This window comes from Pseudonocardia sp. TMWB2A (genome assembly GCF_017312135.1).
Map to the genome: position 1 here is coordinate 2,491,747 of NZ_QKQY01000002.1, position 22,583 is coordinate 2,514,329.

General features: G+C 74.8%; 24 protein-coding genes. 12 read left to right on the forward strand and 12 right to left on the reverse strand.

Annotated features, from left to right (window positions below; genetic code table 11):
* Positions 1–51 precede the first annotated feature (51 nt).
* Both DMP17_RS26505 and DMP17_RS26510 read left to right on the forward strand, forming a co-directional pair.
* Positions 52–636, forward strand: coding sequence for a TetR/AcrR family transcriptional regulator (locus tag DMP17_RS26505; RefSeq protein ID WP_226354417.1), 585 nt, complete (start codon positions 52–54; stop codon positions 634–636).
* Positions 637–724: 88 nt separating this feature from the next.
* Complete coding sequence (locus DMP17_RS26510; protein WP_226354418.1) at positions 725–1,177, forward strand: hypothetical protein; 453 nt, start codon at positions 725–727, stop codon at positions 1,175–1,177.
* A 9-nt stretch (positions 1,178–1,186) separates the two neighbouring features.
* Here the strand turns inward: DMP17_RS26510 and DMP17_RS26515 are convergent, their stop codons facing one another.
* Positions 1,187–1,465, reverse strand: a complete 279-nt coding sequence (locus DMP17_RS26515; protein ID WP_226354419.1) for a DUF6802 family protein — start codon at positions 1,463–1,465, stop codon at positions 1,187–1,189.
* On the reverse strand, positions 1,455–2,180 hold the full coding sequence (locus DMP17_RS26520) for a hypothetical protein (RefSeq protein WP_226354420.1): 726 nt from the start codon (positions 2,178–2,180) through the stop codon (positions 1,455–1,457). The genes DMP17_RS26515 and DMP17_RS26520 overlap by 11 nt, the downstream gene beginning before the upstream one ends.
* A gap of 252 nt (positions 2,181–2,432) precedes the next feature.
* Between DMP17_RS26520 and DMP17_RS26525 the strand changes: the two genes are divergently transcribed.
* From DMP17_RS26525 to DMP17_RS26540, 4 genes are all read left to right on the forward strand, one after another.
* On the forward strand, positions 2,433–3,398 hold the full coding sequence (locus DMP17_RS26525) for a glycosyltransferase family 2 protein (protein ID WP_226354421.1): 966 nt from the start codon (positions 2,433–2,435) through the stop codon (positions 3,396–3,398).
* Positions 3,399–3,463: 65 nt separating this feature from the next.
* The gene (locus DMP17_RS26530) at positions 3,464–4,462 is read left to right on the forward strand and encodes a glycosyltransferase family 2 protein (RefSeq protein ID WP_226354422.1); all 999 of its coding nucleotides are present in this window, start codon (positions 3,464–3,466) and stop codon (positions 4,460–4,462) included.
* Positions 4,455–5,267: a tRNA (guanosine(46)-N7)-methyltransferase TrmB gene (trmB, locus tag DMP17_RS26535; RefSeq protein ID WP_337830931.1), complete on the forward strand. Its 813-nt coding sequence runs from the start codon at positions 4,455–4,457 to the stop codon at positions 5,265–5,267. The genes DMP17_RS26530 and trmB overlap by 8 nt, the downstream gene beginning before the upstream one ends.
* Before the next feature lie 847 nt (positions 5,268–6,114).
* Positions 6,115–7,206: a nitric oxide synthase oxygenase gene (locus DMP17_RS26540; RefSeq protein ID WP_308016892.1), complete on the forward strand. Its 1,092-nt coding sequence runs from the start codon at positions 6,115–6,117 to the stop codon at positions 7,204–7,206.
* Positions 7,207–7,213: 7 nt separating this feature from the next.
* Here DMP17_RS26540 and paaI read toward each other — a convergent pair whose 3' ends face one another.
* Positions 7,214–7,663 (reverse strand): hydroxyphenylacetyl-CoA thioesterase PaaI, encoded by a 450-nt coding sequence (gene paaI, locus DMP17_RS26545; RefSeq protein ID WP_443217912.1) that lies wholly within the window; start codon positions 7,661–7,663, stop codon positions 7,214–7,216.
* 67 nt (positions 7,664–7,730) lie between these two features.
* On the opposite strand from paaI, the gene DMP17_RS26550 reads away from it, so the two are divergent.
* The gene (locus DMP17_RS26550; RefSeq protein ID WP_073576110.1) at positions 7,731–8,375 is read left to right on the forward strand and encodes an NYN domain-containing protein; all 645 of its coding nucleotides are present in this window, start codon (positions 7,731–7,733) and stop codon (positions 8,373–8,375) included.
* A 1-nt stretch (position 8,376) separates the two neighbouring features.
* Complete coding sequence (locus tag DMP17_RS26555) at positions 8,377–9,702, forward strand: amidohydrolase family protein (protein ID WP_226354424.1); 1,326 nt, start codon at positions 8,377–8,379, stop codon at positions 9,700–9,702.
* A gap of 16 nt (positions 9,703–9,718) precedes the next feature.
* Here the strand turns inward: DMP17_RS26555 and DMP17_RS26560 are convergent, their stop codons facing one another.
* Both DMP17_RS26560 and DMP17_RS26565 read right to left on the reverse strand, forming a co-directional pair.
* Positions 9,719–10,954, reverse strand: coding sequence for a D-arabinono-1,4-lactone oxidase (locus DMP17_RS26560; RefSeq protein ID WP_226354425.1), 1,236 nt, complete (start codon positions 10,952–10,954; stop codon positions 9,719–9,721).
* A 669-nt stretch (positions 10,955–11,623) separates the two neighbouring features.
* On the reverse strand, positions 11,624–12,100 hold the full coding sequence (locus DMP17_RS26565; RefSeq protein WP_226354426.1) for a hypothetical protein: 477 nt from the start codon (positions 12,098–12,100) through the stop codon (positions 11,624–11,626).
* Positions 12,101–12,641: 541 nt separating this feature from the next.
* On the opposite strand from DMP17_RS26565, the gene DMP17_RS26570 reads away from it, so the two are divergent.
* Complete coding sequence (locus DMP17_RS26570) at positions 12,642–14,096, forward strand: AI-2E family transporter (RefSeq protein ID WP_226354427.1); 1,455 nt, start codon at positions 12,642–12,644, stop codon at positions 14,094–14,096.
* A 44-nt stretch (positions 14,097–14,140) separates the two neighbouring features.
* Positions 14,141–15,760, forward strand: coding sequence for an SDR family oxidoreductase (locus DMP17_RS26575; protein ID WP_226354428.1), 1,620 nt, complete (start codon positions 14,141–14,143; stop codon positions 15,758–15,760).
* Positions 15,761–15,818: 58 nt separating this feature from the next.
* On the opposite strand, the gene DMP17_RS26580 is transcribed toward DMP17_RS26575, so the two are convergent.
* On the reverse strand, positions 15,819–16,181 hold the full coding sequence (locus DMP17_RS26580; RefSeq protein ID WP_337830932.1) for a BlaI/MecI/CopY family transcriptional regulator: 363 nt from the start codon (positions 16,179–16,181) through the stop codon (positions 15,819–15,821).
* A gap of 64 nt (positions 16,182–16,245) precedes the next feature.
* Positions 16,246–17,406 carry a class I SAM-dependent methyltransferase gene (locus DMP17_RS26585; RefSeq protein WP_337830933.1) on the reverse strand — a complete coding sequence of 387 codons (1,161 nt, stop codon included), beginning with the start codon at positions 17,404–17,406 and terminating at the stop codon, positions 16,246–16,248.
* A 196-nt stretch (positions 17,407–17,602) separates the two neighbouring features.
* Between DMP17_RS26585 and DMP17_RS26590 the strand changes: the two genes are divergently transcribed.
* Positions 17,603–18,121 carry a dTDP-4-dehydrorhamnose 3,5-epimerase family protein gene (locus tag DMP17_RS26590; protein ID WP_226354431.1) on the forward strand — a complete coding sequence of 173 codons (519 nt, stop codon included), beginning with the start codon at positions 17,603–17,605 and terminating at the stop codon, positions 18,119–18,121.
* A gap of 169 nt (positions 18,122–18,290) precedes the next feature.
* Positions 18,291–18,629 (forward strand): DUF3040 domain-containing protein, encoded by a 339-nt coding sequence (locus DMP17_RS26595; RefSeq protein WP_337830934.1) that lies wholly within the window; start codon positions 18,291–18,293, stop codon positions 18,627–18,629.
* A 115-nt stretch (positions 18,630–18,744) separates the two neighbouring features.
* Here the strand turns inward: DMP17_RS26595 and dnaB are convergent, their stop codons facing one another.
* From dnaB to rpsF, 5 genes are all read right to left on the reverse strand, one after another.
* A complete protein-coding gene (gene dnaB / locus DMP17_RS26600; protein WP_062403954.1) occupies positions 18,745–20,154 on the reverse strand; it encodes a replicative DNA helicase in 1,410 nt (469 codons plus the stop codon).
* A gap of 641 nt (positions 20,155–20,795) precedes the next feature.
* Entirely contained in the window at positions 20,796–21,242 is a 447-nt protein-coding gene (rplI, locus tag DMP17_RS26605) for a 50S ribosomal protein L9 (RefSeq protein ID WP_226354433.1), read from the reverse strand.
* Positions 21,243–21,256: 14 nt separating this feature from the next.
* On the reverse strand, positions 21,257–21,493 hold the full coding sequence (rpsR, locus tag DMP17_RS26610; RefSeq protein ID WP_085915038.1) for a 30S ribosomal protein S18: 237 nt from the start codon (positions 21,491–21,493) through the stop codon (positions 21,257–21,259).
* Between the two features lie 54 nt (positions 21,494–21,547).
* Positions 21,548–22,096: a single-stranded DNA-binding protein gene (locus DMP17_RS26615; protein ID WP_208822721.1), complete on the reverse strand. Its 549-nt coding sequence runs from the start codon at positions 22,094–22,096 to the stop codon at positions 21,548–21,550.
* Positions 22,097–22,107: 11 nt separating this feature from the next.
* On the reverse strand, positions 22,108–22,422 hold the full coding sequence (gene rpsF / locus DMP17_RS26620) for a 30S ribosomal protein S6 (RefSeq protein ID WP_062398960.1): 315 nt from the start codon (positions 22,420–22,422) through the stop codon (positions 22,108–22,110).
* Positions 22,423–22,583: the final 161 nt, after the last annotated feature.

The following is a 22,583-nucleotide window of genomic DNA, read 5'->3' on the forward strand; positions in this document are numbered from 1 at the left end:
TCCATTCCCGGCCGGGACTGTGAGGCGGGGCACGGGCACTAGGCTTCGCCCATGGCGTCCCACTCCGAACGACGGAACGCGGGGACACGGGGACCGGGCTCGGCCCGCGACCGGGTCCTCGACGCGTACGAGACGCTGCTGATCGAGCAGGGGCCCGGTGGCGCCACCCTCGACGCGGTGGCGGCGGCGGCCGAGGTGTCCAAGGGCGGGCTGCTCTACCACTTCAACTCCAAGGAATCGCTGGTCGGCGGCCTGCTGGAGCGGCTGCGCGAACGCAGCGCCCGGGACGCGGAGCTCATGCGCTCGGACGCGGCGGGCACCGTGGCCTACTACCTGCGCACCTCGATGCCGGGCAACACCTCGCCGGTCGGGCTGACCCGCACCTACCTCGCGACCCTGCGCATCGCCGACGGCACCACCTCCGGGGAGGCCGCGCGGAGCGCGCTGGCCGACGTCGACGCCGACGGGCTCGCCGCGCTCGGCGAGGAGATCCACGACCCGGTCGTGGCCTGGCTGGTGCAGCTCGTCGGGGACGGCCTCTACCTGCGCACGCTGACCGGCGCGCCGCTCACCGGCGGGGTGTCGACCGACGAGCTGCTCGACACACTGCGGGAGCTGCTCGCCGCCCGCTCCTGAAACGGATGAACACCTCGCGCGCAGAGCGCGTCGAACCGGTCGCGCGGGGTAGTCTCCAACCCTGCACACGCACGGGGAGGGGCCCACTGTGGAGGGAACCGGCGGCTATCTCGCACTGGTCGTGGTCGGAGTGGCGATCACGGTGGTCGTGGGCCAGATCCTGCTGCGCACCGGGCAGCCGTTCCTGGAGGACGTCTTCCAGAACACGGAGACGTCGCACTCCATCAACCGGCTGCTGGTGGTGCTGTTCCACCTGCTGACCCTCGGCGTCCTCGGCATGATCTCGGTGATCGACATCGACAGCATCACCGGCGTGCAGCAGATCGTGTTCAAGATCGGCGCCGTGCTGCTGATCGTCGGGATCGCCTACGGCGTCTCGATGCTCGTGCTGCTGCGCATCCGCGAGCGGCGCCGCCAGCAGAAGGTGTCCGCGGACATCGACCGCTCCATCGCCGAGCAGCGCCGCGGCGTCGGCCGGTTCCGGCGCGGCGCGAGCACCGACGGCGAGGGCCGCGCCCCGGCCGACCAGCCCGAGGACTGACCCCGGGACTCAACCGGGGTCGCCGGGAAGACCGGTCACCGCGTCGGCGAGACCGTCGCCGTCGAGGTCGGTCCAGAACTCCGGACCTCGCACCGTGTCGACGACGAGCGTCTCCGCCACGCCGTCGCCGTCGGCGTCGCGGGCGGCGGGCCCGGACACCGGGACCGACCCCACGACGCCGGAGCGGGCCCGCGGCACCCGCATCCACCAGGGCACGGGCAGCGCCGCCGCGACCACCGCGCCCGCCAGGACCGTGCTCCCGACCGGTACCGGCGGCTCAGCACGCACGGGCCGGCTCCCCGGTGGGGCGCTCCTCCGTGGGGCGCATGGGGTGCGGCGCCCGCTGCGGCAGGGCCCACCCCGTCGGCGACCGCTCCGCGTCCGAGATCCACCGCAGCAGCTCGCGGTCCGCGGCGACGAGCACCGCGTCGCGCACCCGCCGGGCCAGCGCACGGTCCCGGGTGGAGCGGACCGTCCGCACCCGGGCCGCGACGAGCGCGCCCACCAGCAGGACGAGCCCGGCGAGGGCGGGCAGCACCCCGGGGCCCGCGGCCGGGAGCAGCCGCGCGCCGGCCACGAGGAGCGACAGCACCGACACCGCCGATCCGGACAGGACCGCCCCGGACCACGCCCCGCGTTCCCGGCCCGGCGCGACGGCGAGCGCCCGGGCCGCCGCGGCGACGAGAGCCCCGCCACACGACGGTGACGGACCGTGAGTGACATGCGTCACGTGTGCGCCCTGATGTCGTAGCGCGGCCGCGGCCGCACGGCGGCGCAGGACCGGTCCGCTGCGGCGCGCCCAGGCGTCGTCGAGGGTGCGGGCGGGACCGTCGAGCGCGGCCGTCCACCACCGGACGTCGCCGGCCCGCCCCGCGCGCCGGGCCGCGTCCGCCGCCAGGCCGTCGACCTGCACCGACAACGTCGCCAGAAGATCGGCGCGGGCCTGGTCGAGCGCGGTGCGCAGCGGCGGTCCGATGCTGCCCGACAGCGGTTCCCGGTCCATGCCGGACAGTGTCGGAGGGACCGGTCCGGGACGGATCCGTAGGACTGCGCAGCGGACCCGGGTGATCGTCGTCCCTTCTCATGGGCAAGGCTGAACCGCAGCGTGGACACGGACGAATCAGCCGACCGGGGCAACCCCACGGGCTCCAGGGACGTCCACTGATCGGGCAATACCGAAGACGCCCGACACCAGAACCGCAACCGGACCGTGATCGCGTCGTTGGACGAGTAAGCGGACCTGTATGGAGGAAGTGTGAGCGCCGTTACGCCCGCCCGCCCGACCGTCACGCCCGATGCGAGCGCCCCCGCGCGCCCCGGGCGTCAGAACGGTGCCGGTGCCGGACAGTCGCCGTTCCCGGCGAGCCCTGCCCGACCCGGCGGGCGCGCTCCGCTGGCGCCGCAGCCGGAGGGACCCGAGGGCTTCCGTCGCCCGCGGCCCCGCCCGGCTCCGCGCCGCAGCGCGAACCCGGCGGTGTCGGTGATCGTGCCGACCCGCAACGAGGCCCGGAACCTGGAGATCGTGCTGCCGGCCATCGCCGCGGTGCGCCCGGCCGTGCACGAGGTCATCGTCGTCGACGGCAACTCGACCGACAACACGGTCGCCGTCGCACGGCGCACGCTGCCCTGGGCGCGCGTCATCACCCAGACCCGCAAGGGCAAGGGCAACGCGATGGCCTGCGGCTTCACCGCCGCGACCGGTGACGTCATCGTCATGTTCGACGCCGACGGCTCGGCCGACCCGAACGAGATCCCGGCCTTCGTGAACGCGCTGGTCAAGGGCGCCGACTTCGCCAAGGGCAGCCGGTTCTGCAAGGGCGGCGGCTCGGACGACATCACGCTGCTGCGCAAGTCCGGCAACGCCGGCCTGAACACCGTCGCGAACCGGCTGTTCGGCACCCGGTACTCCGACCTCTGCTACGGCTACAACGCCTTCTGGGCCGACCTGCTCCCGCAGCTCGAGCTCCCGGACCCGGCGGCGCCGCAGCCCGAGGACGGCTCGATGCTCTGGGGCGACGGTTTCGAGATCGAGACCGTGCTCAACTGCCGCGTCGCGGCCGCCGACCTGACGATCACTGAGGTGCCGTCGGTCGAGCGCGAGCGCATGTTCGGCGAGACCAACCTGCGGACCTTCGCCGACGGCACGCGCGTGCTGCGTACCCTGATGGCCGAGCACCGTCGCATGGAGCAGCGTCGCAAGGCCTCGGGGTACGCCCGCTAGGCCCCACGGCGCCGCCCGTTCCGGCCGCCCCCGCCGGATCCCGCAGCATGAGGAGCCCGAACGCCGTGAGCGCCCTGCCGACCGCCACCGTGGTCGTCTGCGTCTACACCGAGAAGCGCTGGTTCGACATCAAGGCCGCCGTCGACTCGGTCCTCGACCAGGACGTGACCCCGCTGGAGACGATCGTCGTCGTCGACCACAACGAACGCCTGCGCGAGCGGGCCGAACGCGAGTTCGGGCCGCTCGGGGTGGTCGTCGTCGCGAACGACAAGAAGCAGGGCCTGTCGGGCGCCCGCAACACCGCGGTCGAGCTGGCCTCCGGTGAGGTCGTCGTCTTCCTCGACGACGACGCCGCGGCCCGCCCCGGCTGGCTGCAGGCGCTCCTCGCCCCGTACGAGGACCCGGACGTCATCGGCGTCGGCGGGGTCGCGCACCCGAAGTGGCCCGACGGGCGTCCGCGGACGCTGCCCGGTGCCGCCCCCGGGGACCCGAACGCCACCGGTGAGCTCGACTGGGTGGTCGGCTGCACCTACACCGGCCAGCCCACCGAGCGCGCCGAGATGCGCAACCTCATGGGCTGCAACATGTCCCTGCGCGCCGAGGTGTTCACCCGCGTCGGCGGGTTCGCCGAGGACATGGGCCGGATCGGCAAGAACCCGCTGGGCTGCGAGGAGACCGAGCTCTGCATCCGGGCCCGGCAGGCCTACGTCGCCGACGGCCGGAACCCGCGCATCCTGTTCGAGCCGCGCGCCGCCGTCGACCACCGGGTGTCCGACGACCGCGTCTCCTGGCGCTACCTGCTGCGCCGCGGCTGGGCCGAGGGGATCTCCAAGGCCGCCGTGTCCAAGGTCGTCGGGACCGGGGACTCGCTGTCCACCGAGAGCAGCTACACGATGAAGGTGCTGCCCGCGGGCGTGATCCGCGAGGCGAAGGAGCGCAACGCCGCCTCCGCCGCCGCGATCGTCGCCTGCTTCGGCGTCACCGCCGCCGGCTACGTCCGCGGCCGGCTGCCCGGCGCGACCGCCCACGTGCGGCTGCCCGCGGGCCGGAACACCGGTGCCTGACCGGGCCACCGTCCCGGAGACCCCGCACCCGCACGACACCCGGATCCGCTCCTACGTCCACCAGCGTGTCCGGCTCTCCGAGGGCCAGCAGTCCGCCTGGGACCGGCTGTGGTCGACGTGGGGTTCCGAGGTCGACGACGTCGTGGCGTCCGGGGTGTGGGACCCGGCGGCGACGTTCGGCCGGACCGCGCCGCTCGTGCTGGAGATCGGGTCCGGCATGGGCGAGACGACGGCGTCGCTCGCGACGGCCGAGCCGGGGATCGACCACGTGGCCGTCGAGGTCTTCGAGCCCGGCCTGGCCCAGCTGCTCATGCGGATCGAGCAGGGCGATCTGTCCAACCAGCGGCTGCTGCGCGGCGACGCCGTGGAGCTCCTGACCCGGGTCGTCCCGCCCGCGTCGCTGGACGGGCTGCGCATCTTCTTCCCCGACCCGTGGCCCAAGCGGCGGCACCACAAGCGCCGGTTGATCCAGCCGGAGTTCGCCGCGCTGGCCGCGTCACGGCTGCGCCCGGGCGGGCTGCTGCACCTGGCCACCGACTGGCCGCACTACTCCGAGCAGATGCGCCGGGTGGTCTCCGCGGAGCCGTCGCTGCGCCCGGACGACCGCTTCCCGCTCCGTCCGGACGGCTGGCAGGACCGTCCGTCGTGGCGTCCGGTCACCAAGTTCGAGGACCGGGCCCGGCTGGAGGGACGACCGGTTCGTGACCTGCTGTACGTCGCCGACCACGCCCCCGGCACCGGTGACACACGGAGAGTGACCGACTACGGTCGGGAGCATCCCCGACCCGGATCCCCACCCGAGTGACCCCCGAAGGACGCCCGTGACGACGGTGGAGCACGGCAAGAACTCGCACCCCGCTCCCGCGGCACCGAAGCGGCCGGTCGACCGACCGCCCGGCTTCCGGCCGAGCCCGACGCCCCGCCCGATGACGGGCCCGCCGCCGGGCGCCCCGTCGGGTCCGGGTCAGGGTCCCGGCCCGGTGTCCGGGGAGTCCGGCGCGGAGCGGTCCGGCCGGTCGGTGTCGATGGTCCCGCTCGTCGGTCCGGTCGAAGGCCCCGTGCAGGCCACCATCGCCGTGGCGCGACCCGGGGTGGAGGCGACGACGGTCGTCGACCGGTCGCGGGTGCGGCAGGCTCCGCCACGGGAGCAGGGGCAGCCGCGGGAGCAGGGGCCGGGCGGGTCCGGGCCGCTGCGGGACCCGCAGGCCCCGGCCGAGCGGGCCACGGTCACGACGCCGCTGCCGGAGCGCGCGACCGTCGCGACTCCGGTCCCGGGAACGGCCCAGGCCCCCGGAGCCACCCCCGGCTCCGGCACCACCCCGGCCCCGGGATCGCAGCGCCCGGCCGCCGGCAGCCGCGAGCACCTCCTCACCCGGGTCGACGGCCCGGGCGCCGCGACCACGGTCGTCCGCGTCGCGCCCCCGGGGGAGAACCGCACCGCACCGCCGGCGGAGGGCCGCACCGCACCGCCGGTGGAGGGCCGCACCGCACCGCCGGTGGAGGGCCGTGGCGCGCCGTCGACCGGGAGCCGTGTCGCGCCCCCGGCCGAGGGCACCGGTGGCTGCCCGGTCACCGGGCACGGACGCTCCGGCGGACACCCGCCGCCCCCCGGCGTCGCCGACGAGCGGGACCCCGCCCCGGTCGACCCGGCCGTGGCCGAGGAGTTCCTGCGCCAGGTGTACGCCGAGACCGAGCCGGGCGTCCCGCTGCCGGAGCGGCTGCGCCAGGTCCGCGCCGAGATCGACCGCGTCGGCACCTACACCCACACCACGCACGAGCTGGTCTTCGGCACCCGGGTGGCGTGGCGGAACTCCGCGCGCTGCATCGGGCGCCTGTACTGGCAGTCGCTGCAGGTCCGCGACCTGCGCCACCTGCACGACCCGGCCGACATCGCGCAGGAGAGCGTCGGGCACCTGCGCGCCGCCACCCGCGGCGGGAAGATCCGCTCGACGATGACGGTGTTCGCGCCGGACGCCCCGGGGCGTCCCGGCCCGCGGATCCGCAACGACCAGCTCGTCCGCTACGCCGGGCACCGCAACCCCGACGGCACCGTCACCGGGGACCCGGGGCAGGCCGACTTCACCGACCACGTCGTCGGGATGGGGTGGCCGCGGCCGCAGCCGGCGGGCCGGTTCGACGTGCTGCCGCTGCTGATCACCGGCCCGGACGGGCGGTCCCGGCTGTTCGACGTCCCGCCGGACGCCGTGCACGAGGTCCCGCTGCGCCACCCCGAGCACCCGTGGTTCGCCCGGCTCGGGCTGCGCTGGCACTCGGTGCCCGCCATCAGCAACATGCCACTGGAGATCGGCGGGGTCGTGTACCCGGCCGCCCCGTTCAACGGCTGGTACCTCGACACCGAGGTCGGCGCCCGCAACCTCGCCGACACCGACCGCTACGACCTGCTGCCCGAGATCGCGAAGCGGCTCGGGCTCGACACCCGGTCGGTGCGCACGATGTGGCGGGACCGGGCGATGGTCGAGCTGGTCCGCGCGGTCACCTACTCCTTCGACGCCGACGGCGTCACCATGGCCGACCACCACAGCGAGGCCGAGCGGTTCATGACCTTCCTGGCGAAGGAGGAGGCCGCGGGACGGCGCTGCCCGGCCGACTGGAGCTGGATCGTGCCGCCGATGTCGGGCTCGCAGACCCCGGTCTTCCACCGCTACTACGACGAGCCCGACCCTGAGCTGCGGCCGGCGTTCCTGGAGCCGCACGGCCTGCGGCCCCGCGACGACCAGGGCTGAGGGCCGTTCAGGGCCGGGCGGCGACCGGGCTCAGGCCCGGCACCTGCCGGGTGCGTCCCCGGAACTCGGCGACGACCGTCCCGTCGGCGGTGCGGACGGTCACGTCGTAGAGCCCGGACCGGCCGCTCGCGGCGCGCTCGACGGCCTCGGCGGTGAGGACGTCGCCCTCGCGGGCCGGGCGCAGGAACGCGATGTCGGCGCCGCTGGCCAGCGCGGAGACGCCGTGGGAGTTGCAGGCGTAGGCCATCGCGGTGTCGGCGAGCAGGAACAGGTAGCCGCCGTGGCAGACCCCGTGCCCGTTGACCTGGTCGGGGCGGACGGTCATCGTCGCCGTCGCCCGTCCGGGGGCGACCGCGACGACGTCGACGCCCGCCGCACGGCTCGCCCGGTCGCCGTCGCGCATGATCGCGGCGGTCCGGGCGGCGACCTGGTCCGGCGCGGCCGGTGGGTTCTCCATGGGGACAGTCTCACCCGCGTGGGCGCCGGGCCGGGCGGGCGGGGCGACGGCGGCTAGGCTCCCCGGCATGAGCAGCGGGACGGGGCAACACGGACGCGGCGTTCCGACGGGCCCGCAGGAGCGCGTGCTGCTGGTGTGGGACGCGCCCAACATGGACATGAGCCTCGGTTCGCTGCTCGGTGCCCGCCCCACCTCGGCCTACCGCCCGCGGTTCGACGCCGTCGGCCGCTGGCTGCTCGACCTTGCCGGCCCCGAGGCCGAGGCCGAGGCCTGTGTGTTCACCAACGTCGCCCCGGGCAGCATCGACATCGTCCGGCCCTGGGTCGAGGCCCTGCGCAACGTGGGTTTCGCCGTCTTCGCCAAGCCGAAGACCAGCGAGGACTCCGACGTCGACGACGACATGCTCGCCCACATCGGCATGCGCTCGGCCGAGGGCAGGCTGCGCCACGTCGTCGTCGCCTCGGGGGACGGGCGGGCGTTCCGGGAGCCGCTGGAGAAGCTCATCGAGGTCGGCACCGACGTCACGGTGATCGGCTTCCGCGAGTACGCCGGGTTCGCGCTGGCCTCGGAGACGCTGTCGTTCCTCGACCTCGAGGACATCGACGGCGTGTTCCGCGAGCCGCTGCCGCGCGTCTCCCTGGAGACCCTGCCCGACGAGGGCGCCTGGCTGCCGCCGTTCCGGTCGCTGCGCTCGCTGCTCGACCGCCGCTGACATGACGGTCCTCCAGCGGCTCACCGCCCCGGTCGCGCTGCCCTGCACGCCCGGCTTCCCGGTCGTGCGCGACGCGGTCCTCGACGTCGACGACACCGGCCGGATCGCGTTCTTCGGCACGGCCTCCGACGCGCCGGCGACCGACGCCGTGGTGCGGCCGCTGCCCGGGCTGCTCATGCCCGGCATGGTCAACACGCACTGCCACACCCCCATGTCGCTGCTGCGCGGGATGGGCGGCGACCTGCCGCTGATGCCGTGGCTGACCGAGGTCATGTGGCCCGCGGAGGGCCTGCTGACCGAACAGGACGTGCACACCGGGATGCTCGCGGGCTGCCTGGACCTGCTGCGGACCGGCTGCACCACCAGCGTCGAGATGTACTTCTTCACCGACGCCCTGGCCGACGCCGTCCGCACCGCGGGCTCGCGGGCCGTGCTCACCCCGGGGATCATCGCCGCACCCGGCTGGGACCGGCTCGGGACCTGGGAGCAGATGCGCGACGACGTCTCCGCCCGGATCGACGCCCGCGGCGTGATCCCCGACGACGACGGCCGGATCGAGCTCGGCTACGGCCCGCACTCGGCCTACACGCTGCCGCCCGGCGCCCTGGAGTCGGTCGCCGCGGCCGCCCGCGAGCGCGGTGCGCTGGTGCACACCCACGTCGCGGAGTCCCGCGGCGAGGACACCCACGTGCGCGAGGCCCACGGCTCCGTCCCGGCGATGCTCGACGCCGGCGGCGCGCTCGGCGGGCGGGTGCTGGCCGCGCACTCGGTGCACCTGTCCGACGACGACATCGCCGTCTACGCCCGGCACGGCGTCGCCGTCGCGCACTGTCCCGGCTCGAACGCGAAGCTCGCGGCGGGCACCGCCCGGCTGCTGGACCTGCGCCGGGCCGGGGTCCGGGTGGGACTGGGCACCGACGGTCCCGCCTCCTGCGACGACCTGGACCTCTGGCACCAGGCGCGGCTGGCCGGGCTGATGGCGCGGGTCGGGGCCGACGACGCAGCCGCCCTCACCGCCGCCGACGTGCTGCTCATGGGCACCGCGGACGCCGCGCACGCGATCGGCCGCGACGACCTCGGCGCGCTGGAGGCCGGGCGGCGGGCGGACGTCGTGCACGTCGACACCGACGACTCCGCGTTCGTCGCGCCGTCGGACGACGCGCAGCTCGTGTCGAACCTGGTGTGGGCGGGCGGCTCCCGCCTGGTCCACGACGTGTGGGTGGGCGGCGAGCAGGTCATCGACGCCGGCGAGCCGACCCGGGCCGACCGCCGGGCGTCGCTCGCCGCGGTGCGGTCGATCTCGGCGCGGCTGCGCGGGCAGGTCTGAGCGGTCCCGCGCCCCGTCAGCGGCCGAGTACGGCCGCGAGGTGCGGGTCGGTGAAGCGGCGGTCGGGGTCGAACCGGTCGCGGACGGCGCGGAACGCCTCCCACCCCGGGTAGGCGACGGCGAGCTCGTCCGGCCCCCAGGCGTGCCGGGTGGTCCAGCAGGGCCGTCCGTCGGCGTCCTCGCAGACCGCGCCCGCGAGCCGGCGGACCGGCTCCTCGGCCGGTCCGCGGGTCCGCAGCCGCAGGTAGGCGGTGTCCCGGCCGGACGCCGGGTGCAGCAGACCGGTCTCGGCCCGTCCGGTGCGCACCCGCACGGGACGCAGCTCCCGCCCCCGCGCGGCGACGGCGGCCCCCAGCTCACGCAGGACCGTCCCGAGCGCGGCACGCGGCACGGCCCACTCGGACAGGTCCGGGTCCCACGGCTGCGGGTCCGGCAGGACCTCGTGCGGCGGCCCGGCCGTCCCGGGCGCCCAGCGCTGCGGCGGCGGCCACCCGGACCGCAGCCCCACCCCGGAGGACCACCACGACGACGCCAGCCGCGACACCGCCTGCCCCCAGCCGGCGCGCTCGACCGGACCGGTCGCCTCGGGCTCCGGCTCGGCCCAGCGCAGCACCGCGGACCCGGCGTGCACCGACGGGCCGACCGCGATGTCGCACTCGGTCCAGGCGTGCTCGCCGAGCAGGTCCTCGCCGAGCACCTCGTCGATGCCGACGGCGCGCTCGTGCACCTGCAGCCGGGTGAGCGGGACGGTGCGGAGCTCCAGCGCGGTCGCGATGCCCAGTGCGCCGAGCCCGCAGCGGGCGGCGTCGAGGTCGGGTCCGGTGACGTCGCGGACGGTGCCGCGGCCGTCGACCAGCCGGACGGCGCGGACCTGGTCGGACAGCGAGCCCTCCGCGGGGGCGCCGCCGTACATGCCCAGCCCGGTGGCGCCGCCGATGGTGGCGCGGGGCGCGTCGGGCACGGTGGCCAGCGCCCGGCCGGCGGCGGCGAGGGCGACGCAGAGGTCCGCGACGGTCTCCCCGGCCCGCACCCGCACGGTGTCCTCGCCGATCTCGACGACGCCGGTCAGCGCGGACACGTCGAGCAGTACGTCCTCGGTCCGGACGAGGGGTCCCGGGGCGCGGCCACCGGCGCCGGTGGGGCGGACGGTGGCGCCCCGTTCCGCGGCCCGTCGCACGGCCGTCACGACGCCGGCCTCGTCGAGCGGGCGGTCGGTGCGCCGGGGGCCGGTCGCGGCGGGATCGGTGCTCATCCCTCGCAGGGTAGAACGCCGTGGGTCACCGTGCGGAACGATTCGAGCACGCGTCGCGGCGCGTCGTACGGCCGTCCGGTGGGACGGCGGTGAACGTGGTGACGGGTGTGCCGGACGGGACGGCGCAAGCTGCGTCGAATGCCCTCTTGTGACCCGGACGGCCGCCCGATACGGTCACACTCCGTGGCGATCATGTCGCCACGCGAGTCCGGGACGAGGGTGTCCCGCACTCGGCCCCGTCGTACTGCCCGGAACCGCGCTCCCCACGGCTCCGGTCGGCTCCGACGGCGTCACCGGCGTCGCGCGCGCCACGCCGGTGGCCTCCGCACGCGCGAGGGCCGGGTGCGGTGGTCGGCTCCCTCCGACCATCGCCCCGGCCCTCGCCTTGCGTGCTGACGACCCAGCTCCCCAGCCGGTCGTCACCTCATCCCGCGGTCCCAAGGTGTGTCCGCGGGATGTTCTGGTGCGTCCTCGGCGCTCCCGGTCCCCACCGGTCCTGCCGTGCGGCCGTACGCCTGTGGCGTGCGGCTACTCCCCGGGACGCTCCGGGGGTGTCGTGGTTGCCTCGCGTGCCGATCCGATCCCGAAAGGGCGCCGAACGGCCGTACCGCGCTGCCCGTGCCGGCGGAGCGACCGGGCCGGATGCCCGTCCGGTCGCTCGGACGCCGCTCAGGCCGTGCGGGTCAGCCGGTGCCGCCCGGCACCGCCCAGCAGGTGGGCGATCGCGGCCCGGTCCGCGGCGCGCTCGGCGTCGCGACGGCGGCGCAGCATCACCATGGCGGCGTCGCCCGGTGCGTTCCAGGCGTCGTCGCCCTGCTCCTGCGGCGCGTGGCCGAGCGGCTGCGCCGGGACCGGTGCGACCTCGGCGTGGAACGCGGCGACCGTGTCCCCGGTCGGCCGGACCGCGCCACCGCGGCGGGTCGTGCGGACGGTGCCGCGGTGGACGCGGCGCACGGCGTTGCCGGCGCTCCCGCTCCGCCGGCCGTCCCGCCAGCCCCCGACGGTGAGGGCGTGGAAGATCGGCGTCTCCTCCTGGATCTCGTCGTGCGACTCGTGCCGGCCGGGGAACGGCCAGCTCTCCTGCGCGGCGCGTCGCGCCCGGATCGACGACTCGAGGCCACCCGCAGCGCTGTCGAACTCGTACACCCGCCGTACCTCCTGCTCGCCTGACATGTGGGGACCCACGGCCTGGTCCGTATCGCGTACATCTCGTACCGCCGTTCGGCCCACTCACCCGGTCAACGGGTGACACCCGAGAGGGGAAACGGGGGTGACAGTTCTGGTTCCGAGGTCCCCTCGTACGAGTGGCGTGACCGGCCCGGGACTCTCCGTGTTGTCTACGGAGCGTGTTCATCCGGACTCCTCCTGGAGCAGTCCGTGACCTCGGCGCGGAGTCCAGCTCGTCGGAAGCTTTCGGCGACAGGCCCTCGCATCGGCCCGGGCGACCAAGATCCGGCACGTCGCGGCCACCATGCGGCGGTGCGTGACCACGTCGCCACCCCTTCGTGCCGGTCCGGCCCGCGGGGTGTCGACTACACGGGTGTAGTTCGACGGAACGTCACGAATGGCCGCCCGGACTGCTCCGTCCGTTCCGGCGCTGGGCCGTCCGGGGTGCCGTGCTCGGGGGCCGGGCCGTCACCGTTGCGTGCACCGCGCCACCCCGGCCGATCCGCCGTACCGTCGTGTCATGACGGAGCGGACCGGGCGGCCCGCCGCTCCTGCCGGGGGCGGCATCCCGCACCCACGGCACGACGACGACCCTGCCCCTCGTGGGCGCGCGCCCGCGGACGGACACCACGCGCACCCGGCGCACGCCGCGGACGAGGACCCCGGCGCCGGGCACGCACGTGTGGTCGCCCCCCGGCCCGCCGATCCCGAGCCCGGCGCCCACCGGGCCACCCCGGCCCCGCACGACGACAGCGAGCCCCTCGTCGACGACACCGCCGACCACCACCACCGCGCCGCCACCTCCGGCGGGCGGACCGGGCCGCACATCGCGGACCCCGTGGCGCGGGCCGCCGGGGCGCGCCCCCGCCCGTCGCCGCGGGCGGAGATCCCGCGCCCGCTGCGGATCGCCTCCGAGGCCTGTGCCCGGATGCTCGTCATCGCCGCCGGGTTCGCGCTGCTCGTCTTCCTCGTGATCGAGCTGCGGGTCGTGGTCGTCCCGGTGGCGATCGCGGTGCTGCTGTCCGCGCTGCTCGCCCCGCTGGTCCGCTGGCTGCACGAGCGGCGGGTACCCCGCGGCATCGCGACGGCGCTGGTGATGGTCGGCGGTCTGGCCGCGCTCGGGGGGCTGCTGACCGCCGTCGTCAGCACCCTGGTCGACGGCACGTCCCAGGTGGTCGCGGAGGTCACCGACAACGTCGGCTCGCTGCAGGGGCTCGCCGACGCGACGCCGTTCCGGATCGACGTCGGTGTGCTCGGCGACCAGGTGCTGCAGGCGGTGCGCGACAACCAGCAGACGCTGACCTCCGGCGCGGTGACGACCGCCGCGACCGTCGGGGAGATCCTCGCCGGGTTCGCGCTCTGCCTGTTCGCGCTGATCTTCATGCTCTACGACGGCCGCCGCATCTGGGGCTTCGTCCGGCTGCTCGCCCCGCGGGCCCGGCGCTCGCGGGTCGACGTCGCCGCCCGCCGGGCGTTCGCCTCGCTCGTCGGCTACGTGCGGGCGACGGTGCTGGTCGCGATCGTCGACGCCCTCGGGATCGGCCTGGGCCTGTGGGCGACGGGTGTGCCGTTCGTGCTGCCGCTGGCCGCGCTGGTGTTCCTCGGTGCGTTCGTGCCGGTCATCGGGGCGGTGCTGACCGGCGCCGTCGCGGTGCTGGTCGCGCTGGCCACCGAGGGACCGGTGACCGCGCTGATCGTGCTCGGTGTCGTGCTGGCCGTGCAGCAGCTGGAGAGCCACGTGCTCCAGCCGGTGCTGATGGGCCGGGCGGTCCGGCTGCACCCGCTGGCGGTCGCGCTCGGCGTCGCGGTCGGGGTGGTCGTCGCCGGGATCGCCGGTGCGCTGCTCGCCGTCCCGCTGCTGGCCGTGCTGACCGCCGCGGTGCGGTCCCTGGTCGCGTCGCGCGAGGTCGCGCCGCGGGCGGTGGACCCGCTGCGCCCGCGCGAGGCGAACCCGCCGCCCGCCCTGCCGGGCTGAGCGCACGCCCTGCCGCGCAGGGCCTGCGGTGGGACGATCGCGACGTGCGTTATCTCGTGACGGGTGCGACCGGCTACATCGGTGGGCGGCTCGCGCCCCGGCTGCTGGGCCACGGTCCCGAGCCCGACCTCGTCCCGGACCCGTCCGCGGGCCCGGTCCACGTGCGCTGCCTGGTCCGCAACCCGGACAAGCTCGCCGACGTACCGTGGGCCGCCGACGCCGAGATCGTGCAGGGCGACCTGCTGGACCCGGACAGCGTCCGCGCGGCCTGCGAGGACGTCGACGTCGTCTACTTCCTCGTGCACTCGCTGTCGGACTCCGACTTCGCCGCCACCGACCGGCGGGCCGCGCTGATCCTCGGTGAGGCGGCGCGCGCGGCCGGGGTGAAGCGGATCGTCTACCTGGGTGGGCTGCACCCGGACACCGGAGCGGGGAAGCTCTCGGCCCACCTGGCGTCGCGGGTGGAGGTGGGGGAGACCCTGCTGCGCTCCGGGGTGCCGACGGTCGTGCTGCAGGCCGCGGTGATCCTCGGCTCCGGCTCGGCCAGCTTCGAGATGCTGCGCTACCTGACCCAGCGGCTCCCGCTGATGGTCACCCCGCGCTGGGTGCACAACCGGATCCAGCCGATCGCGGTGCGCGACGTGCTGCGCTACCTGATCCGGGTCGCGGAGATCGACGCGCCGGCCGCCGAGCTGAACCGGACCTTCGACATCGGCGGCCCCGAGGTCCTCACCTACTACGAGATGATGCAGCGCTACGCCCGCGTCGCCGGCCTGTCCCGGCGCCGGGTGCTGCCGGTGCCGGTGCTGTCGCCGTCGCTGTCCGCGCACTGGATCAACGTCGTCACCCCCGTCCCGAAGTCGATCGCGAAGCCGCTGATCGAGTCCCTGGTGCACGAGGTCGTCTGCTCCGAGGACGACATCAAGGCCCGCATCCCCGACCCGCCGGGCGGGCTGATCGGCTACGACCGCGCCGTCGAGCTGGCCCTGTCCCGCATCACCGACGGCGAGGTCGAGACCCGCTGGTCGGGCGCGACCGTGGCGAACGTGCCGTCCGACCCGCTGCCCAGCGACCCGGAGTGGGCCGGCGGCGACGTCTACCTCGACGAGCGCGAGCAGGCCTGCACCGCCACCCCGGAACGGCTGTGGACGGTCGTCGAGGGCATCGGCGGCGAGCGCGGCTGGTACTCGTTCCCGCTGGCCTGGTCGGTGCGTGGCTGGATGGACCGCGCGGTCGGCGGTGTCGGGCTGTCCCGCGGTCGTCGCGACCCGCACGACCTGCGCACCGGCGACGCGCTGGACTGGTGGCGGGTGGAGCGGATGATCGAGCCCGGCGGGGCCCGCCCGGCCGGCAGCGACCGCGACCCCGAGGAGGGGCTGCTGCGGCTGCGCGCGGAGATGAAGGTGCCCGGCCGGGCCTGGCTGGAGATGTCGGTGCGCCCGCGTCCGGGCGGGTCGACCTACCACCAGCGGGCGGTGTTCATCCCGCACGGCCTGCCCGGCTACCTGTACTGGTGGTCGGTCGCGCCGTTCCACGGGATCGTCTTCGGCGGGATGGTCCGCAACATCACCCGCACCGCCGAGCGCGACGGCGACGTCCCCGCCACGGCCGGCCGCCGTCCGGCCTGGCTGCGGTCCCGTCCGCACCGCGACCGGGCGGCCTGACCGCCTCCGGTCGGCGCTCTCCCGACGACGGTGGCCCGGTCGGCTCCGGGCGACGGCGTCAGCCGCGGTCGGGGCCCGAGAGGGCGGCGAGCAGCACGGCGGACTCGCGCTCGGACACCGAGCGCGCGAAGTGCAGGAGCACGGCCTCGGTGTCACCGGGGCCGTCGAGCAGGGCGCGCAGGGCGCGCGCGGTCTCCTCCTCGCGGCTCGCGGCCGGCGTGTAGAGGTAGGCGCGGCCGTCCAGCTCGCGCTGCACCCAGCCCTTGCGGTGCAGGTTGTCGAGCACCGTCATGACGGTCGTGTACGCCAGCGGACGGGCCGGGGCCAGGCGGGCGCGGACGTCGCGCACCCGGCAGGGACCCGCGTCGCCCCACAGCACGTCCATCACGGCGCCCTCGAGCTCGCCGAGTCGACCACGCATGTTGCCTCCCGGGTCCGAGGGTAACCGCAACCCCCCATGCTCCCCCGGTCGGTGGGCCGCCGGTTCAGCAGCCGGACAGAGCGTGCACGGGCTCCACCGCACGTGGTCCCGGGGCGAGCACGACCCAGCGACCACCCGCCGCCTCCACCTGCGGCAACGCGGCGCGGACCTCGTCGAGGAGCTCGGGCAGGAACAGCAGGACACGGTCCGGGCGCAGGCCGGCGAGCTCGTCGGGGGACACGACGGGCACGTCGCTGCCCGGCATGCGGTGGCCCTGCTTGGCCGGCGAGGCGTCCCCGACGGCGGCCAGCAGCGACGCGTCCAGCCCGGCGCGGCACACCAGCGGCACCGCGCGGGACGCCGCGCCGTAGGCGGCGACGGTGCGTCCCGCCGCCCGCTCGGCGACCAGCCAGTCGCGCAGCAGGTGGGTGTCGTCGGCGGCCGCCTGCAGCCGGGTGAACCCGGACGGCTCGGTGACGGCGAGGGCGCGCTCCTCGTCGACGAGGCGGCGGGTCTCGGCGTCGGGCTCGGCCCCGGCCCGGGCGGTGACCAGCACGGTCCCGCCGGCCAGCGGGTACCACCACGCCCGGTGCACGCCCAGGCCGTGCCGGCGCAGTGCGGTGTCCAGGGCGGGCAGCGACCAGTAGCCGTAGTGGCCGTGGCGCAGGTCGAACCACTGGCCGTCGCGCAGCACGGTGCCCAGCGACAGCAACTGGAGCGCGAGCGTCCCGCCGGGGGCGAGCAGCGCGACGCGCCGGGCGAGCGCATCGGCCTGGTCGGGCTCGTGCAGCAGCCCGTAGAAGTCGACGACGAGGTCGGCCCGCCCGGCCGCGGACACCGCGCCCGGATCGAGCGCGGTCATGCCGCGCCCGGTCAGCCGCGGCAGCCACGACCCGCCGTGCGGGCTGCCGAACTCCACGACCCGGCCGCCCGGGCGGACCAGGCCGGCGCGGGCGAGCCGACCGACCGAGCGGTCGCTCTGCTCGGCCATCGCCCGCGGTTCGACGCCGTGCAGCTCCTCGGCCACCGCGGCGTCGGTCTGCAGCTGGGCGAGACCGCAGCCGGCGCACAGCCACATGCGCAGCGGGGCGGCCGGGTCGGGCAGCGGGGCGTCCCGCGCGGGCATCCGGTCCCACGGCGGCTGCTCGCCCAGGTCGAGCACGACCGCGCCCGCGGCACCGCCACAGGCACGGCACCGGGTACCCGGCGTCGGGTCGTCGGTCATGCGCCACCCCTTCGTCGCAGCAGTACTAGCCCCGATAGTAGGTACCGGGCCTGAAAGCCCGCTGTGAACCCGATCGGAGCAACGTGGACTCGCGCAGCGTCACCGGGGCCGAGGCCGCTCGTTGTCGTCTCCGGTACCCCAACCGCAGCCCACCGCGCGCCCGTCGCACGCGGTGACCGGACCCGAGGGAGGTCGAGTGGACGTCGTACGGACCGTGGTGCCCGGCGCGCTGCTGCTCGACCCGACCGCCGCCGACGCGTCCGGCCCGGACCTCACCGCCTTCACCGTGCGACGACGGCGCCGCCCGGCCCGCGACGCCGTGCTCGGCCTGTTCGGCCATCCCGGCGACGCGGTGCTGCTCGGCGTCCCCCGCGGCAGCGGCTACGCCGTCGTCATCGACGCCCGGCCGGACGCCGACACCTTCGGCCGGCTCGCCGTCGCCCTGCTCGAGGGCCCGCAGCGGCTGCTCGTCCCGCCGGGCTGCCTCTACGGCGTCCAGTCCGTCGCGAGCGGGACCGTCGTCGAGCTGCGCAGCGCCACCCGGCTCCCGCGCCGGGAACGCTTCGACGTCGACCCGGACGACCCGGACCTCGCGGTCCGCTGGCTCCGCCCCCGGCCGTCCCGGACACCGGGGACGGCACGCTCGTGGGCCGCGCTGATCGCCCGCCTCGGGGCCCCCGCGGGCCCCCGCCGGGATCGCGTCTCCCTCTGGTGACCCCGGGCCCCGTCCCCGGTGTGAGGACGGGCGCATGTGAGCCGGGCGGCCCGGTCGGCGAGATCACGAATCGGTCACGTAACGTCGGTACCAGGCCGGATCGACGACGCCCGCGCCGGACGGCGGCACGACCGTGTCTGCCGGGACGTGGACACGAGGGGTTTCCGAGGTGCTGAGCGAGCGCGAGAACCGTCGACTGCACGAGATCGAGGTGCAGCTGCGACTGACCGACCCGCGACTGGTCCGCCGGTTCTCCGCACTGAACGCCGCACTGCACGCCCCGGCCCGCCACGGCGGACGGCTGCTCGCCGGGTTCGCCCGCGACCGGCGCACCGTGCACGGCTCGGGCCCGTTCCCGACGATGCTGCTGGGGATCGCGCTGATCGTGCTGCTGCTCGGTGCCGTGCTGGTGAGCGTGCCGGTCGTCGTCGCGGGGATCCTCGTGGCCGGCCTCGCCCTGGCCGTCGCGGCCACCACCGGGCCGCAGGCGCACCCCGGGACCGCCTGACCCGGCACCCCCGCACCGCGCACCGCGCGGTGCCTCCCCGGCGGAACCGCGCAGTGACCGGTGCCTCCCCGGACGGACGGGGTGGCCGTGGCGCGCGGTCGCGCGACCGGCGGCCTCAGCCGTGGGCGAGGTCGGAGAACCGGCTGTAGTGCAGCTGGTGGGCGACGGTGATCGTCGTGGTCGGGCCGTTACGGTGCTTGGCCAGGATCAGGTCGGCCTCACCGGCACGCGGGTCGTCCTGCTCGAACGCGTCGGGGCGGTGCAGCAGCACCACCATGTCCGCGTCCTGCTCGATCGAGCCGGACTCACGCAGGTCCGACAGCATCGGCCGCTTGTCGGTGCGCTGCTCGGGACCACGGTTCAGCTGGCTCATCGCCACCACCGGGACCTCGAGCTCCTTGGCCAGCAGCTTGATCTGCCGGGAGAACTCCGAGACCTCCTGCTGACGGGACTCGACCTTGCGGCCCGAGGTCATCAGCTGCAGGTAGTCCAGGATGATCAGCTTCAGGTCGTAGCGCTGCTTCATCCGGCGCGCCTTGGCCCGGATCTCCATCAGCGTCAGGTTCGGCGAGTCGTCGATGTAGAGCGGCGCCTCGGAGATCTCCGACATCCGCCGCGCCATCCGCGTCCAGTCCTCGTCCGACATCCGGCCGGCGCGCATGTCGGCCAGCCGGATCCGGGCCTCCGCGGACAGCAGACGCATGACGATCTCGGACTTGCTCATCTCCAGCGAGAAGAACGCGCTGGTCATGCCGTTCTTGATGGAGCAGGAGCGGGCGAAGTCCAGACCCAGGGTCGACTTGCCCAGACCCGGCCGGGCCGCGACGACGACCATCTGGCCCGGGTGCAGACCGTTGGTGACCTGGTCGAGGTCGGCGAAGCCGGTCGGCACACCCGTGGACTGGCCGCCCCGGGAGGCGATCGCGTCGATCTCGTCCATCGTGGGCTGGAGGAGCTCCTCCAGCACCGTGTAGTCCTCGGTGGTGGTGCGCTCGGTGACCTCGTAGACCGCGGCCTGGGCCCGGTCCACCGCGTCGTCGACGTCGCCGCCGTCGGCACCGTGGTAGCCGAGCTGCACGATCCGGGTGCCGGCCTCGACCAGCCGCCGCAGGACCGCCTTCTCGCCGACGATCTCGGCGTAGTACGCCGCGTTCGCCGCGGTGGGCACGGTCGCGATGAGGGTGTGCAGGTAGGGCGCGCCGCCGAGGCGGACGAGCTCACCGCGCCGCTGCAGCTCCGCCGAGACGGTCACCGCGTCCGCGGGCTCGCCACGGCTGTAGAGGTCCAGGATCGTCTCGTAGACGGTCTGGTGGGCGGGCCGGTAGAAGTCCTCCGGCTGCAGGACCTCCACGACGTCGGCGATCGCGTCCTTGCTCAGCAGCATGCCGCCGAGCACCGACTGCTCGGCCGTGAGGTCCTGCGGGGGCTGACGGTCGAACGTGGCGCCCTCGCCGGGTCCGGAGGCCTTCTCGCCGTCACGGACCGCACGGGGCTTGTTGCCGGGACGATCGTCCGTCAGAGCCATACGCAGCGTCACCCCCGGTGGACACAGTACCGAACGCACGTTCGACGCGCGAGTGGTACGTGCTGCCCACCCGCGACCGTCGTCGGTGATCTGCCGGCCGGCGCGGTGCCCGACGGACCGCGGCGGGCGCGGCCCGGGGAGCAAGGCGCTCGCGTACCGGTACGGCCGACACTAGGTCGGCCGTACCGCCCGTGGCGAACCGGCCTGGTGATCGAACTGGGGATGAACTGTGCACGGATGCCGCCCGTCCCGGGACCGTGCTGGGGACAACCTGGGGACAGCGCAGCGGAATGGGCCGTCTGCGCAGGTCAGAGGCATACTCACAGCTGTGGACAACTTTGCTCTGGCGTGTCGTCGCACGCCGCGTACGGGCGTGTCGGAGCGCCCGGCGGACCGCTCACCGCCCGGCGCGTCCACAGGCCCGCCCGACGAGTGGGTCGTCACCGCACGGCGTGTCGGCTGCGTGACAAGGCATCCGGTGTGGGGTCGTCCGATCGGTGTCGATCGTCCATCCGGGACTGCGCACCGTGTGCACGACGCCCCTCCGGCCGGCCCCGGACACGCGAAAGGGCGGCGCCCGGAGCACATGGCTCCGGACACCGCCCTGTTCACGCTCGGTGGTCGTACGACCACCGGACCGCTCAGCTCGCGACGACCGCGATCGGCAGCTCGGTGGTGACCTCCGGGTGCAGGCGGACCTGCACCTGGTGCTTGCCCAGGGTCTTGAGGTGACCCGGGACGTCGATGCTGCGCTTGTCCAGCAGCGGGCCGCCGGCCGCCTTGACGGCGTCGACGACCTGGGCCGGCGTGATCGAGCCGAACAGACGGCCGGTGTCGCCGGCCTTGGCCGGGACGGTCACGTTGATGTTGCGCAGCTGCGAGTCGACCTGCTGGGCGTGGCCCAGGTCGCGGATCTCGCGGGTCTTCTGGGCCCGGCGGATCTGCTCCACCTGCTTCTCGGCGCCACGGGTGGCGACGACCGCGAGCTTGCGCGGGAGCAGGTAGTTGCGGCCGTAGCCGTCCTTGACCTCGACGATGTCACCCGGGGCACCCAGGTTCGGGACGTCGGCGTTGAGGATGAGCTTCATGTGTCTCCCCTTCCTCAGCGAGCGGTCGAGGTGTACGGCAGCAGGGCGACCTCACGGGAGTTCTTCACCGCGACGGCGACGTCCCGCTGGTGCTGCCGGCAGTTGCCGGTGACCCGACGGGCACGGATCTTGCCGCGGTCGGAGATGAACTTCCGCAGCAGACCGGTGTCCTTGTAGTCGATCAGCTGGGCCTTGTCCTTGCAGAAAGCGCAGACCTTCTTCTTCGGCTTGCGCACGATGGCCTTGGCCATGGTGGTGCTCCTGGAGATCGTCCTCCGCCCGTCACGGGCGGAGAGGTACGTGGATCAGAAGGGGGGCTCGTCGTCGGACGCGGCGCCACTGCCCGCGGGCGGGGCCGAACCCCAGGGGTCGTCATAGCCGCCGCCGGAGTTGCCTCCACCGCCGGAACCGCCGCCCTGTCGGGCGCCACCGCCGCCGCCACCGTCGTAGCCACCGCCGCCGCCACCGAAGCCACCGGAGCCTCCGCCCCGGTTGACCTTGTTGACCTTGGCGGTCGCGTAGCGCAGGGACGGGCCGACCTCGTCGACCTCCATCTCCACGACGGTGCGCTTCTCGCCTTCCTTGGTCTCGAACGACCGCTGGCGCAGACGACCCTGGACCACGACGCGCGCGCCGCGGGTCAAGGACTCGGCGACGTTCTCCGCCGCCTGGCGCCAGATGTTGCAGCGCAGGAAGAGCGCCTCGCCGTCCTTCCACTCGCCGGACTGGCGGTCGAAGGTGCGCGGGGTGGACGCCACGGTGAAGTTGGCGACCGCGGCGCCGGACGGGGTGAACCGCAGCTCGGGATCCGCCGTCAGGTTGCCCACGACGGTGATGACGGTCTCGCCGGCCATGACGGCTCCAATCAGCCGGCGGCGGGCGCCGGCGTGCGGGTGACGTCCTTGCGCAGGACCTTGGTGCGCAGCACGGACTCGTTCAGACCCAGCTGGCGGTCCAGCTCGGTGACGGTGGCCGGCTCAGCGGTGATGTCGAGGACCGCGTAGATGGCCTCGCCCTGCTTCTTGATCTCGTAGGCCAGGCGGCGCTTGCCCCAGACCTCGATCTTCTCGACCGATCCGCCGTCGTTCTTCACGACGGTGAGGAACTGCTCCAGGGACGGCTGCACAGTGCGCTCGTCCAGGCCGCCGTCGAGGATGACCATGACCTCGTAATGACGCATGAGAACCACTCACCTCCTATGGACTCGAAACGGTCACGGCCCGGACGGCCGTGACAGGAGGTTCTCAGTGCACCCCGACAGTTTCCGGCGGATGCGCGGGAGCTGCGGGGATGCCGGTACAGCCTAGCAACGGCCGTTCCGGCCCCGACCTGCGGGTACGC

What these genes read in the sequence shown, in the direction of transcription:
- DMP17_RS26505 (WP_226354417.1), top strand. Translation starts at nt 52, where the DNA reads ATGGCGTCCCACTCCGAACGACGGAACGCGGGGACACGGGGACCGGGC.
- DMP17_RS26520 (WP_226354420.1), bottom strand. Translation starts at nt 2,180, where the DNA reads ATGGACCGGGAACCGCTGTCGGGCAGCATCGGACCGCCGCTGCGCACC.
- paaI (WP_443217912.1), bottom strand. Translation starts at nt 7,663, where the DNA reads ATGGAGAACCCACCGGCCGCGCCGGACCAGGTCGCCGCCCGGACCGCC.
- DMP17_RS26550 (WP_073576110.1), top strand. Translation starts at nt 7,731, where the DNA reads ATGAGCAGCGGGACGGGGCAACACGGACGCGGCGTTCCGACGGGCCCG.
- DMP17_RS26555 (WP_226354424.1), top strand. Translation starts at nt 8,377, where the DNA reads ATGACGGTCCTCCAGCGGCTCACCGCCCCGGTCGCGCTGCCCTGCACG.
- DMP17_RS26560 (WP_226354425.1), bottom strand. Translation starts at nt 10,954, where the DNA reads ATGAGCACCGATCCCGCCGCGACCGGCCCCCGGCGCACCGACCGCCCG.
- DMP17_RS26570 (WP_226354427.1), top strand. Translation starts at nt 12,642, where the DNA reads ATGACGGAGCGGACCGGGCGGCCCGCCGCTCCTGCCGGGGGCGGCATC.
- DMP17_RS26580 (WP_337830932.1), bottom strand. Translation starts at nt 16,181, where the DNA reads ATGCGTGGTCGACTCGGCGAGCTCGAGGGCGCCGTGATGGACGTGCTG.
- DMP17_RS26585 (WP_337830933.1), bottom strand. Translation starts at nt 17,406, where the DNA reads ATGACCGACGACCCGACGCCGGGTACCCGGTGCCGTGCCTGTGGCGGT.
- dnaB (WP_062403954.1), bottom strand. Translation starts at nt 20,154, where the DNA reads ATGGCTCTGACGGACGATCGTCCCGGCAACAAGCCCCGTGCGGTCCGT.
- rplI (WP_226354433.1), bottom strand. Translation starts at nt 21,242, where the DNA reads ATGAAGCTCATCCTCAACGCCGACGTCCCGAACCTGGGTGCCCCGGGT.
- rpsR (WP_085915038.1), bottom strand. Translation starts at nt 21,493, where the DNA reads ATGGCCAAGGCCATCGTGCGCAAGCCGAAGAAGAAGGTCTGCGCTTTC.
- DMP17_RS26615 (WP_208822721.1), bottom strand. Translation starts at nt 22,096, where the DNA reads ATGGCCGGCGAGACCGTCATCACCGTCGTGGGCAACCTGACGGCGGAT.
- rpsF (WP_062398960.1), bottom strand. Translation starts at nt 22,422, where the DNA reads ATGCGTCATTACGAGGTCATGGTCATCCTCGACGGCGGCCTGGACGAG.